11 protein-coding genes are annotated in these 12948 nt (G+C 55.9%); 6 read left to right on the forward strand and 5 right to left on the reverse strand.

Going from position 1 to position 12948, the window contains the following annotated elements; translation table 11 throughout:
* Nucleotides 1-35: 35 nt before the first annotated feature.
* Nucleotides 36-962: a branched-chain amino acid transaminase gene (locus BM254_RS15115; protein ID WP_092005549.1), complete on the forward strand. Its 927-nt coding sequence runs from the start codon at nt 36-38 to the stop codon at nt 960-962.
* Between the two features lie 69 nt (nt 963-1031).
* Complete coding sequence (locus tag BM254_RS15120; RefSeq protein ID WP_092005552.1) at nt 1032-1436, forward strand: DUF6165 family protein; 405 nt, start codon at nt 1032-1034, stop codon at nt 1434-1436.
* Nucleotides 1437-1514: 78 nt separating this feature from the next.
* Here BM254_RS15120 and BM254_RS15125 read toward each other — a convergent pair whose 3' ends face one another.
* A complete protein-coding gene (locus BM254_RS15125; RefSeq protein WP_092005555.1) occupies nt 1515-2594 on the reverse strand; it encodes a glycosyltransferase family 9 protein in 1080 nt (359 codons plus the stop codon).
* Between the two features lie 156 nt (nt 2595-2750).
* Here BM254_RS15125 and BM254_RS15130 point away from each other — a divergent pair, with 156 nt between their 5' ends.
* The 4 genes from BM254_RS15130 to BM254_RS15145 are packed head-to-tail and all read left to right on the forward strand — an operon-like array spanning nt 2751 to nt 6645.
* Nucleotides 2751-3467, forward strand: a complete 717-nt coding sequence (locus BM254_RS15130; RefSeq protein WP_092005834.1) for a 3-deoxy-D-manno-octulosonic acid kinase — start codon at nt 2751-2753, stop codon at nt 3465-3467.
* Nucleotides 3464-4585, forward strand: coding sequence for a glycosyltransferase family 4 protein (locus tag BM254_RS15135; protein WP_092005558.1), 1122 nt, complete (start codon nt 3464-3466; stop codon nt 4583-4585). The genes BM254_RS15130 and BM254_RS15135 overlap by 4 nt, the downstream gene beginning before the upstream one ends.
* Nucleotides 4586-5659: a CDP-glycerol glycerophosphotransferase family protein gene (locus BM254_RS15140; RefSeq protein ID WP_092005561.1), complete on the forward strand. Its 1074-nt coding sequence runs from the start codon at nt 4586-4588 to the stop codon at nt 5657-5659. It begins immediately after the preceding gene.
* Nucleotides 5656-6645, forward strand: a complete 990-nt coding sequence (locus BM254_RS15145; protein WP_092005563.1) for a polysialyltransferase family glycosyltransferase — start codon at nt 5656-5658, stop codon at nt 6643-6645. Before BM254_RS15140 ends, BM254_RS15145 begins: the two co-directional genes overlap by 4 nt.
* Before the next feature lie 24 nt (nt 6646-6669).
* Here the strand turns inward: BM254_RS15145 and BM254_RS15150 are convergent, their stop codons facing one another.
* The 4 genes from BM254_RS15150 to BM254_RS15165 are packed head-to-tail and all read right to left on the reverse strand — an operon-like array spanning nt 6670 to nt 12925.
* Nucleotides 6670-8688, reverse strand: a complete 2019-nt coding sequence (locus BM254_RS15150; RefSeq protein WP_217647762.1) for an O-antigen ligase family protein — start codon at nt 8686-8688, stop codon at nt 6670-6672.
* Nucleotides 8689-8699: 11 nt separating this feature from the next.
* On the reverse strand, nt 8700-10586 hold the full coding sequence (locus tag BM254_RS15155) for a DUF3413 domain-containing protein (protein ID WP_092005569.1): 1887 nt from the start codon (nt 10584-10586) through the stop codon (nt 8700-8702).
* A gap of 15 nt (nt 10587-10601) precedes the next feature.
* Nucleotides 10602-11507 carry a lysophospholipid acyltransferase family protein gene (locus tag BM254_RS15160; protein ID WP_092005572.1) on the reverse strand — a complete coding sequence of 302 codons (906 nt, stop codon included), beginning with the start codon at nt 11505-11507 and terminating at the stop codon, nt 10602-10604.
* Nucleotides 11504-12925, reverse strand: coding sequence for a mannose-1-phosphate guanylyltransferase/mannose-6-phosphate isomerase (locus BM254_RS15165; RefSeq protein WP_092005575.1), 1422 nt, complete (start codon nt 12923-12925; stop codon nt 11504-11506). The genes BM254_RS15160 and BM254_RS15165 overlap by 4 nt, the downstream gene beginning before the upstream one ends.
* Between the last annotated feature and the right edge of the window lie 23 nt (nt 12926-12948).

Genomic DNA, 12948 nt, shown 5'->3' on the forward strand with positions numbered 1-12948 from the left:
CTCCCCGAAAACCGCTTTTTTAGGAGCAGAAAACAATGTCGATGGCTGATCGCGATGGCCTTATCTGGCTCGACGGTGAAATGGTTCCCTGGCGGGAAGCCAAAACCCACGTGCTGACTCACACCCTGCATTATGGCCTTGGCTGTTTTGAAGGTGTGCGAGCCTACAATACCGCGAATGGCCCGGCGATTTTCCGCCTGAAAGAGCATACCGACCGCCTGTTCCGCTCCGCCCACATCCTGAACATGAAAATGCCGTTCACCAAGGATGAGGTCAACGAGGCCCAGCGCGCGGCGGTGCGTGAGAACAATCTGGACGAAGCCTACCTGCGCCCGATGGTGTTCCTGGGTTCCGAGGGTATGGGTCTGCGCGCCGACAACCTGAAGGTTCATATCATGGTTGCCGCCTGGAGCTGGCCGTCCTACATGTCTCCGGAAGCGAAGGAGATCGGTATCAAGGTCCGTACCTCCTCCTATACCCGTCACCACGTCAACATCACCATGTGCAAGGCCAAGGCGAACGGCAATTACATCAACTCCATGCTGGCGCTGAACGAGGCCATCTCCGGCGGTGCCGAGGAAGCCCTGTTGCTGGACAACGAGGGTTATGTCGCGGAAGGCTCCGGGGAGAATATCTTCATCGTCCGTGATGGCGTTCTGCATACGCCCGAACTGACCTCCTGCCTCGAGGGCATCACCCGGGCCACGATCATCGACTTCGCCAGGGACATGGGGCTGCAGGTGAAGGAGCGCCGTATTACCCGGGACGAGGTGTATGTAGCCGAGGAGGCGTTCTTCACTGGTACCGCAGCCGAGGTACTGCCCATCCGTGAACTGGATGGCCGCATCATCGGCGAAGGCAAGCGCGGTCCGGTGACCGAGAAGCTGCAGTCACGTTATTTTGATGCTGTTAAGGGTAAGCTGCCTGAGCACAGTGACTGGCTGACGCTGGTCAGAGGCTGATTTCCCGGAAAAACCGACAGCCGCCGGCTTTCTTGTATATTCAGAAACACTTTCTTTCAGGACGAGCAAATGGCAGATGTAATCAAGGTACCCGTATCCTTCGGTGAGGTACTCGACAAAATCACCATCCTCGAAATCAAATCCGAGAGGATCAAGGATGAGGCGAAGCTGAAAAACGTGCGCCTCGAACTCGACGAGCTGACCGAAACCTGGAACGAGGCAGTGAAGGATCAAAGTGCTATCGAGGATCTTCGCAAGCAGCTCAAAGCCGTGAACGAAGAGCTCTGGGTGATTGAGGATGACATCCGGGATCAGGAAGCCGCGCAGGACTTTGGCTCCCGCTTTATCGAGCTGGCCCGCGCCGTCTACGTAACCAACGACAAGCGCGCCGCCATCAAGAAAGAAGTCAACCTGGCGCTGGGCTCCCGTTTCGTGGAAGAGAAGTCCTACCAGGACTATACCGCTCGTAAGTAACGTAAATTCCGTGGATCGGACGTCGGGGTCAGATGAAAGCCTTCATCTGACCCCTTGTTCAAATGTTGAAAGTCAGGGTCAGGAAGACGGGGTCAGATGAACGCTTTCATCTGACCCCTTGTTTAATCCCCTGTTCACGCTGACCCACCGATCCAGCGTTTCGGCCACATCTTCGACAGTCACCAGTTCCATTGCCCCCTCGAATTCCGCCTTGGCCCCCCAACGGGCTTCTTCTACCGTCTTGCCGGTAAACTTTTTCAGCGCGTCCGGATACCGGTTTACACACCACTCAAGGGAATTGTATGGCCCTGAGCGGTTAGGGTTGCTGGCGGCGAACAGTCCGATGACATCGGTACCGACAGCGCTGGCGATATGAGCCGGGCCGGTGTCCGGTGCGATAACGAGATCGGCATGGGTCATCAGGGCCGTCAGTTGCTTGAGGGTGTCCTTGCCGCAGATATTGTGGGGTTTTCCCTCCATCGTTGACTCTATAGCGGCGCAGTACTCAAGTTCGAAAGGCGCGGGACTTCCTACCAGGATCACATTCATCCCATGCTGTCGGATTGCATAATCCGCAAGTTGCGCGTAACGCTCTGCCGGCCAGTTGCGCAGTCTGTGGCTGGCACATGGGCTGATCACGAGGTTCCTCCGATCATTGGCCAGGTGCTCTTTGGCAAAATCATGGTCCGAACTGCTCAGGGGAATAGTCCAGCGGGGAGCTGCTGCTTCGAGTCCCAGGGGCTCGAGGAAGCTGGCGAGGCAGTCCCTGACATGCTGTTGTGCTGCCGGTGCAATGCGACGGTTGACGAAAAGACTGTGGAGATCCTTGCTCCGGGCCTTGTCGTAACCGACCCGGATTTTTGCAGGGATACAGGCGGATGCCAGGTTGGCGCGGAATGCCACCTGCATGTGCAGCAAGGCATCGAACCGGCGCCCCTTCATTTGTCTGCGCAGATCCGCGTAGCCTGCCCGCCCCGCTTTCTTGTCAAAAACGATGAACTCGACTCCTGGCAGGTCACCGATCAGTTTGGCTTCGATCTTTCCGATCACCCAGGTGATTTTTACGCCCGGTACTTGTTCCTGGAGGCTGAGTACCACCGGAATGACATGGGTGACATCGCCGATAGCAGACAGGCGGAGAATGCAGATAGACTTCATCGGTTAACGATCCGTTAAAGGTTCCGGCCGCAGGTTTGTGGAGCTTTGCCGGTAATCATTGGTAAACTGGCCGCCATTCTATCGTACTCGCCGGCGAAGGTCCCGAAGGGCGCCCGGGCCGAGTGTTGTCGTGTCTGTTCTGGTGTCCGGATGACCATGGCTGAATCCGAAATCTGTTTGCGGGAAGAGGGCTCCGTGCTGTTGGTCCATCCCGACTATGAGGGCCGGGTAACCTTTGACTGGTTCCGTCCCGAGTTCTGGGGGGCAAGGGCGCAACCGGTAAGCAGTGGAGGTCGCGGTGGAGCCTGGTTTATCGATACCGGCATGGGGCAGGTGGTACTGCGCGAGTACCGCCGTGGTGGTCTTGTCGCACGGATTTCCGAGCAGAGTTATGTATTCACCCGTGAACAGGATGTCCGTTCTTTTGCCGAGTTTCGTCTGCTTGATCGCCTTGTCGACATGGGGCTGCCGGTTCCGAGGCCGGTTGCGGCCTGGTACCGGAAGGTCTCGGCCTTCCTGTACCAGGCCGCAATTCTTATTGAACGCCTGGAAGGTACAACTCCCCTTGCCGATCTGATCCCTGGGCTTGACGTCGCTGACTGGGAAGTCCTTGGGGCAACAATTCGCCGCTTTCATGATGCCGGTGTGCACCACGCCGACCTGAACTGTTTCAATGTTCTGGTGAGAGACGGTACCTACTTCCTGATTGATTTTGACAAGGGGCGTATCATGCCGGACCAGCCGGCAGAAAAGTGGAAGGCCGGTAACCTTGAGCGTTTCGCCCGTTCGATCCGGAAGGTGGCGGGCAATTCAGCCCTGGATAGGGTGTGGGATTCATTCATGAACGGATATAACGGGAGCCAATCCTCTTGAGCGATCAGCAGCAAAACCGTGCTCTGCCAGCCATTCTGTGTCTGACGGATGCCTGTGACCGCCCTGAAACCGAGCTGTTCATCGGTTTGAGAAACGCCGGGTTTGATGTGGATGTCATGTGCAATCCCAAGGGGCGAAACTATCAGCGATTGGTGGATGAAGGTCTCGTTGCCCAGCCCATGGCGTTGAAAAACCGCTTTGATAAAGAGGGCACTGCTGCAATCCGGGAGCAGTTGGCCCGCAAGCAATACGACATAATTCATGCCTTCAATCCCAGGTCGCTTGCCTGCGGGCTGCGGGCCTCAAAAGGTACTGATATCCGTGTGGTGGCCTATCGTGGGGTGATCGGGAATATCAGTTTCCTTAATCCCGAGTCCTGGCTAACCTTCCTGCATCCCCGGGTCAGCAAGATCGTGTGTGTGGCAGATGCCATCAAGGAGCATTTGGCCGAGGAGGTCCGTTTCCTTTGGATGCGTATTCCTCCGAAGAAACTTCAGCGAATCTACAAGGGGCATGATCTTGATTGGTATCAGGACCCTCCCACGGACCTGGGCCAGTTCGGAGTGCCAGAAGATGCCTTCGTGGTTTGCTGCACCGGCCGGGACCGACCCCGAAAAGGCTTTGATGTTCTTGTCAGAGCAATTGATGAGCTGCCTGAGGATGTTGAGGTACACCTGCTTCTGGTGGGTGATGTGATCAACAATGAGGAGCTCAAGTCCCAGGTAGCCGGCACGAAGCACCCCGAACGGATCCATTTCACTGGTTATCGACAGGATGCTCCGGGCATTGCAGCGGCCAGTGATGTCTTTGTACTGCCTTCCATCGAACGGGAAGGGCTCCCCAGGGCAGTCATAGAAGCCATGGCATATGGCGTGGCTCCGGTAGTCACCCGGGTAGGCGGAATGCCCGAACTGGTCGAAAACGGAGTGAGTGGGCTGGTTGTGCCACAAAAAGACGCCTCTGCATTGTCGGGGGGTATTGAGCAGCTTTATCGGGACCGTGACCTTCTGGGCCGGATGGGGGCGGCCGCAAAAGAGCGGATCGCGACGCGTTTCCATACCTCACAAACCGTTCGCGAGACCGGTGAGCTTTATAAATCCTTGACCGGCAGAGACTGAATGCGTCGTTTTCTGTTTTTCGTTAATCAGCCCTATTCCTACTCGATTCTTCGGCCACTACAGGACGAGATAAGGCGTCGTGGCCATGAGTCTGCCTGGTTCGTCGCCGGGTGTACTACTGATCCTCTCAGACCTGATGAGCGACATCTGAAAACCGTCCAGGAGGTAATGGAGTACAAGGCGGATGCCACGTTCGTGCCGGGCGATTGGGTGCCGTACTTTTTCCCCGGAATCAAGGTCGAGGTTTTCCATGGCATGGCCAGGAACAAACGTGGGCACAGCAGTGAGGACGAGAGCGATCATTACCGGATACGTGGCTGGTTTGACCTCTACTGTACCCACGCAGAGAAGGATACCGCCAAATTCCGGGAGCTGGCAGATAAGTATCGGCACTTTGCAGTAGCCCATACTGGTTGGCCCAAACTGGATCCGCTGTTGTCCGCGGCTGTCCAGGGTCCCCGAGTAAGACAGTCCGGCGAACTACCGGTTGTTTTTTATGCTTCAACATTCAGCCGCTCTGTGACTTCAGCGCCGGATCTGGTGGAAAAGATCGGTGAGCTTTCGCGCAGTGGGCGTTGGAACTTTATCGTGACCCTGCATCCGAAAATGGATCCGGAAGTTGTGGAGCGGTACCGGCAGCTGGCAGGAGAAAATCTGAGATTTGTTGAAAGTGATGAGGATTTGCTGCCGATATTGCCAGAGGCAGATGTCATGCTTTGTGACACTTCTTCCATCATGTTCGAATTCATGTTCCTCGACCGCCCCGTAGTGACGTTCAGGACCAAAATGCCTGGCCCCTACCTGATCGACGTGGACCGGGTAGACGACGTTGAAGCGGCACTGGAAAAGGCGCTGACGTATCCGGAAGACCTGATGGCGTCAACTCGCTCGCTCTGTGAGGAACTGCACAGTTACCGGGATGGCAGGTCCAGTTCTCGTGTATTGGATGCGGTAGAGGATTTCCTCGTGCACCAGCAGTCAGGGTTGGAACGAAAGCCAATGAATCTGGTTCGAAAGCTCAAGGTCAGGCGACGGTTGAGGAAGGAACTGAAAAAAATGCGAAGGAGTGAATGAATCTGAACGTTTTCGTTGCCAGCACACCGTTGCAGCTTATCAGTTGTGCTGAAGCCCGTGCCCGATATGAATGTGAGGCCTCATCCTGTCTGTTGATTATCGCCAGGCCTGACAACAAGGTCACCGAAAACCAGATGGCTTTCCTGCTGGAAAGGTTGCGCCTCAACGATATCCAGACAATCTACTTGAAGAAAAGTACTTTCTATCTGCGCCTGAGATCTGCGTTCCGGAAACTGTCAGGCCACCGGATCGATCGATTGTTCATCGGGAATAAGTCCAGCTGGATTCACGAAGCTTTTTACCTGGGGCTGGCGTGGAAGCAGCTGATCTTCGTTGACGATGGCCTTGCAACGGTCAGGTACTACCATGCAATTCATAGTGAGGGTCTCGCCTCCAGGATCACCGAAGGCAAGCGGAGGCTGCTGGCAAGGCTCGGAGTTGATCTGCAGGGCATTGTTCCTGACAGGGTAAGTTTCTTCACCTGTTTTCCTCTGGAGAGCTCCGGCAAAGTGGATGTTGAGACTCACGATTTCCCTGTATTTCGTCAGATCTTCCCGCCGCGAACGGAGGGGAAGGAGGGAATCCCTCTCGTGGGATTTATTGGTCAGCCGTTCGGGGGGGGAGACCGTTTAAAGCAAATGCGATCTCAGCTGGCTCATGTGGTCGAACGGCACCCGGATGCTCGGATTGTCTATTTTATGCACCGTAAAGAGCGGCGCCGGGAGCTGGAACAAACTTTGGCGGAATTTCCTGTTGAGCTGAGATCTTCTCCTCGTTGGCCCATTGAAGTTGAGGTGTCGCTGTCCCGGGAGCCATACATAGCCTTCTACAGTTTCACTTCGACAGCCCTGTTTACGCTAAAGAAGATTTTTCCGGAGCTCTCCGTCTATCAGATCGATGATGCGGTTCTTGCGGCAAAACTCCCGTTTTACAGTGAGATCCAGAGCATGTTTCAGGGCATAGGGGTAGAGACAACCCGGCTCTGAAGCCGGGGTTGGTTTTCGCAGTCGCTATTCGGTGTTCCGGTTGTCTTGCGTCGGGCGACCTAATGTCCACAACCCTGCATATTTGTTGAAGGTCACCTGGGCATAGGTGACCGCCGTCAGGTAGCCGACCGCACCATCCAGAAAGCCGAACCGGATGAAATAGACCTGGATAAAGGTCATCAACCCGCGCAAGGTGGGATAGATCATGGTGCGGGTTTTCTTTCCTCTTCGATGTTTCTCTTGTGAACCGAGCCAGGCGTACTTTGCGCTCTTTTCCAGGGAATGGCCAAAATCCCGGTGGGTGTAATGGGTCAGCCGTCCTCTTAGCGTTCTGATCTTACGACCTTCCGGAATCAGGATTCGTTCGTGAACGAGGGCATCGGAGAAACGCACTCCCTCGCGACGAAACAGGCGCAAAGGTGCTCGCCCGCTGCGACCGAAATCCAGTCGTTTGCCATAGATGGTTACGGCCCAGGGCAGTTTGTAGGCGTCCGCATCGGGATCGGCAAGATGATGGTTGATTTCCCGGGCAAGCTCGGGTGTGATCCGCTCGTCCGCATCCAGGGAAAGTACCCAGTCGCCAGTTGCCTTCTCCAGGGCCCGCTGCTTCTGGATTCCGAAACCGGGCCAGTCGGTAACTTCGACAATATCGGCGTACTGTCTGGCAATCTCCGCTGTCCGGTCACTGCTGCCACTGTCAAGAACAATGATCTCATCAGCCACCAGGCGGGCGGATTGCAGGCAGTCAGCTATATGGTCTTCCTCGTTCTTGGCGATGACGGTAGCAGAAACCCGGACCTTGCGTTCCCGGTAGCAGGAGGCTCTGAGTTCCGTAAAGAGTGCCGAAGCCAGCCCGGCCATGACCAGCAGATAGAAGGTCAGGAAAAGGCTGCGATCGAATGTTGCCTCCGTCAGACCGTACACCAGATATCCTGTAGCCACCATGGAGCCTGCAACTGCAATATGAGCGGTAGGCGCATGCTTGTTGAAGATGTGACGCGAAAATACTGAAAGTGGAATGAAGATCAGGAAAGCCCAGCTCAGGATGCCCGGTATTCCACTGGTTGCCGCGTTATTGAGGAAATCATTGTGTGCATGTCCCGTGCAGCAGTCGCCAATTTTCCTGGGCACTTCTCCTGCGGTAACGGCTTCCTCGACTCCCCGGGTATAGCCGCCGAGTCCGGAGCCTGTGAGAGGTGATTCGAGGAAAAGATCCCATGCCAGTCCCCACACCTCGATGCGGACATCCATGGATGTATCAAGTTTTCCACCTTCCAGGAGGTGCTCGACAGACCGGGACATCCGGTCACTGTTGGCTATAGTCGCAACAACGATAACCAGGATTGCTATTGCACCGGCAATCCGGAGCTTTCTGGAGATCAGAGGCAGCAGCAGGAGTAGCAGGGCCGGCAGGGCCACCAGGTTGCTTCGTGTTTCCGAAAACATTGATACGATCACAGCGGTCACGCCGACTATGCACATTAAGGTCGCCGGTAGCGGCCGCTTGCTTCGGACAAAGAACAGTCCCCCGGTCACTGTGAGCATGCCCCCGAGCAGGGCGATGTTGCCAAAGCTGATGGGATTGATGCCTCCGCCGAACCGGGTGTTGAGAAGCTTGTCCCAGGCGCCGCTCCGTGCGGCAAGGGCCATCAGGAACACAATGATCACGGACGCGGAAATCAATGCGAGACCGGTGAAGATGCCGCGGGCCCTGATCCCGGAGTAGGTGAGGGCAATAATCAATGGCCAGAACAGGATTAGCCGGGCGTGCGTACCAAGGTTTTTTCCGCCTTCATAGGTGAATCCCTCTAATGCCCATGAGCAGAAACTCACCAGGACGAAAAACCAGAAGGCGAAATGCATCAGCCTGAGTTCTTTCGGAACTACCCACCCGGACTGGTTCAGGGATTTGCGAAAGATCAGTGTGATACCCGCGATGGCGAGTAATGCAGTGGCACCCGCCAGGATACTAGAAGAAAACAGGGCACCGCCCAGACCTGTCATGAACAGTAGGGGCAGGAGGGCATGGGGTAGGTGCATCATACGGGGTTCCATCAGTTTTTGTTAAATCTGGCCAGTTCTTGGAGCACACTCTGTACCAGCACGGCGGATGCCGGGAATGAGGCCTTTGGCTCAAGGTTCTTGTCAAGGATATCGACGTTGCCAGCCGGGTCGGTTACGACGATCGTATCGTCTATCAGCAGGGCGTGACTCATGTAACTGTGAGCAATTGTCCAGTGCCGGCTGTTTTCCGCGAAAAGGCCGAAGTCTGAAGCAAGGTTTTCAGCGGGAGTTTCTGAACATCCCAGCACCGATCTCAGTAGCGTTGGGGCAATGTCAAAGTGAACGGTATCCCGGTATATTTCCGCAGGCTCCCTTCCGGGCCAGTGAATGATCAGGGGGACCCTGAGCTGGTAATCGGAAAAGTTGCTCCCGTGGCCCCAGTAATTCTTGCCATTCTCGTTGAATTCCTTGCCGTGGTCAGCGGTTATCAGAACGATGGTGTTGTCCAGCAGTGAGCGTTGCCGGAGATCCTCCAGAACCTGATCGATAAGATGATCCGTATATCGGACAGTGGTCTTGTATACATTAAAGTAGGGTTCGGGATCAAAGTCGTTATCGAGCTCCAGTACATTGACCGGATCCCAGAACGGTTCAACTCTCGGAAAATCGGGAGGTGGTGAGAATGAATGGGGACTGTCGTAGAACAGAAAACCGAAAAATGGCTGGTTCCGCTGCTCTTGCTGCCACTCTTCCATGGAAGCTAACCAGTCGTCCGTGATTTGTGCATCTCTTTCCCACGCACTGCTACCGGGGGTTTGTAGTCTCAGATTCTCGACCGAGGAGAATACATTGCGGTCAAAAGCAGGGCTTACCAGCGTGGTAGAACTCAAGATCCGGAGCACATACCCGAGCTCCTGAATGCGCTGGATCAATAGCGGGGGAGTATGGGTTGAGGAAAACAGATCCCAATAACTGGCCGGTAAGCCATAGAACAACGTGAAAATGCCCGGTTTGGTGGCATTTCCATTGCTCCGGTGGTTATGAAATACGAGTGAGGACTTTGCAAGGCGGCTCACAGCAGGCATCCATTGCTCATCCAGCATGTCCCAACGCAATGAATCCACTGCAATGATCAGGATGTTGGGTGGCGATTCCGGTGTTAAGCATGCCAGTGGATGCTTGGGGTAATCCGGCTTTTCAGCCCGGGAGCGCGCTCCCACCATTTCCTGGAGCTGCGCCTGCTCCCGGATCTTTTCTGGATCGATCAGGCCATTTTCCTTGAAGAAGCGCTTGGCCGTTGCCCCGTAGTACAGTGGTACATGCCGAGTAATAGTGGTGATCCGGGTGTCATAGTGAGCATCTGCCCAGGCGTGCCAGCCATGGGCGGTCATCTGGAAGGCCAGTGTGGTCGCGAATGCTGCTCCGAGCCACAGGAACCTCGGGTGCCAGTGCCATATTACCCAGGCAAGCACAATTTCTCCGATCAGTACGCCAGTGGCGACAAAACCTGCCTCAAGCCACGTTCGCCCGGAGAAATTGAAAACTTCCTGTCCCGCCTGTGCGGCCAGCTCCAGGACGAATCCGGACAGATGGAAGCGGTATTGGGCATAGACGGCTGTATCGAGGCTGAGCAGGCAGATGAGTATGGCTGCCCAAAAGCTTCCCAGCGTGATAAGGAGAGTTCGCCAGGGAGCAAAAGCGAGAAGGATCAGGGGCAGACCGAAGACCATTGCCAGCAGAAAGAACTGGCCGCCGTATAGGGTAAATACGTACGCGGTAGTATAACCGTCACTAACGGACATCCACCTCAGATAGTTCAACCCGATCACTGTCGCGATCAGGCCGTTTGCCAAGGTGAATGTCAGCGCCCAGTTGAGGCGCTGCTTGAGTGTCGGCCGGATGTTTCGCATCGTGGAGTTGGTGTTGAGCTGAATCAATCGGATGAAACAGGGCTAACAGACCCGGTCAGGGTTGTAGGGGTTGATTTCTCCAGGCGGGCGATGTCTCAGGCGCTTGTATTCCCACTGATACTGTTCCGGTGACAGGCGCACCACTTTTTCAACCGACTGGTTGAGAGCCGTGGCCGCAACCGCCGGGTTGTCATCACCCATCCCGGGTTCCGCCTCGGTAACGAGTATGCGGAAGCCCTCTCCGTCAGGGAGCCGCTCGGCATAGGTAACGAGAACATTGGCGTCGGTTTTCTGAATCAGCTTTCCCACGAGGGTCATGGTTTTGACCTCCATGCCAAAAAATGGCGCGAAGGCATTGGTTTTGCCCCGGGGAGACTGGTCAGGGAGGATGCCGGCCACGCCGCCCTCCTTGAGAATGGCCATCAGGCGGGTGAGCCCCCGGCGATCACCCCGTACCAGTTCAGAGCCCAATCTACCTCTTACCCGGATCATGTAATCCTCGAATTCCGGTAGGTGCGGGGGGCTGTATAGCGCCGCCATTTTGTAACGGGAGGAGAAAAATAACCCTGCCAATTCCCAGTTGCCAAGATGAGGGGCCAGCAGGATCAGTCCCTTGCCAGAAGCCAGGGACTGGTCCACGAGTTCCAGTCCCCGGGTCTCCTTGATCAATCCAAGGCACTTCTCTACCGGCCACTCCCACATCAGCGGGATTTCCAACAACGTCATACCCGTCTGGGCCATCGATTCTCTGGAAAGGCGGTGCTGTTCGTCCTCAGAAAGCTCCGGAAGACAGATAGCAATGTTGGTATCAGTCACTTTTCTGGATTTTGTCGGCAGTACCCAGGCAATCAAGCCCACCAGCCGCCCCAGCTTCTGCGCCATGCCAAGGGGCATTGAGCCAACTATGCGAAGCAGCCCCGCAATCAGAAAGTACTTCAGCTTGCTCATGTTCTGCCGTACAGGTCCTCGAATCGAACAATATCGTCTTCGCCCAGATAGGAGCCCGACTGGACCTCAATCAGTTCAAGATCGATCACTCCGGGGTTCTCCAGCGAGTGGACCTGGCCCACGGGGATGTAGGTGGACTGGTTCTCAGTCACCAGGTAGGTTTTTTCCCCGTTGGTCACCTGGGCAGTGCCGCTTACCACGATCCAGTGCTCGGCGCGGTGATGGTGCATCTGTACCGACAGTTTGGCGCCGGGCTTTACGGTAATCCGTTTGACCTGGTATCGCTTGCCGCTGTCGATGGAATCATAAACACCCCATGGGCGATACACTTCCCGGTGATTCATATGCTCGTGGCGACCGTCGTTGCGGATGGTCTCCACAACCTTCTTCACGTCCTGAACCTTGTCCTTGTGGGCCACCAGTAACGCATCCTTGGTTTCAATGATGACGAGGTCCTCCACGCCAACCGTGGCGACCAGCCGACTGTCTGCCCGCACGAGGGTATTGCTGGTCTCATGGGCGATCACATCACCGCTGAAGCTGTTGCCACGCTCGTCCTTCTCGCTGACTTCCCACAAGGCCGACCAGGAACCGATATCACTCCAGCCGGCATCAAGGGATACCACGGCGGCATCATTAGTCTTTTCCATCACGGCATAGTCAATGGACTCTTCGGGGCAGTCGGCGAAGACACTGGCATTGATGCGGGTGAAATGGAGGTCCTGACTTGCATCGTCAACGGCCGCCCGGCAAATTGCGAGGATGTCCGGCCGGTGCTTCTCCAGCTCCTTGAGGTAACGTCGGGCACCAAAGAGGAACATTCCGCTGTTCCAGAGATAGTCTCCGGAAGCGAGGTATGTCCGGGCGGTATCCAGGTTCGGCTTTTCCACGAAGCTGTCTACCGCGAAGCATCCCGGAGCCAGTTCCGAACCGCGGTGGATGTAGCCGTATCCGGTCTCCGGGTGCCCCGGTACAATCCCGAAGGTCACCAGGCTGCCCTGTTGCGCCAGGGGAATGGCCCGGGAAATGCCTGCCTGGAACGCGGCCACATCCTGAATCAGGTGGTCTGCGGCCAATACCAGCATCACAGGGTCTTCGTCATCATCACCGAGCTCGTTGACCATCTGGAGAGCCGCCAGAGCAATGGCGGGTGCGGTGTTTCGGCCGCAAGGTTCGAGAATGATGCGTGCATCGTCAAAACCGGACTGACGCATTTGTTCTGCGGCGAGAAACCGATGTTCTTCGTTACAGATCAACAGGGGGTCAGCTGCGGCTATTCCGTCCAGTCTGGCTACCGTCATTTGCAGCATGGACAGCCGCTCGTCCGTCAGTTTCAGGAACTGCTTCGGGTTCAGCTGTCTGGAAAGCGGCCAGAGGCGGGAGCCGGTGCCGCCGGCCATAATGACGGGGTGTATCATGGATTTGCTCCGGGGATTGGGTT

This window comes from Marinobacter pelagius (genome assembly GCF_900114925.1).
In the GTDB taxonomy this organism is placed as follows: Bacteria; Pseudomonadota; Gammaproteobacteria; order Pseudomonadales; family Oleiphilaceae; genus Marinobacter; species Marinobacter pelagius.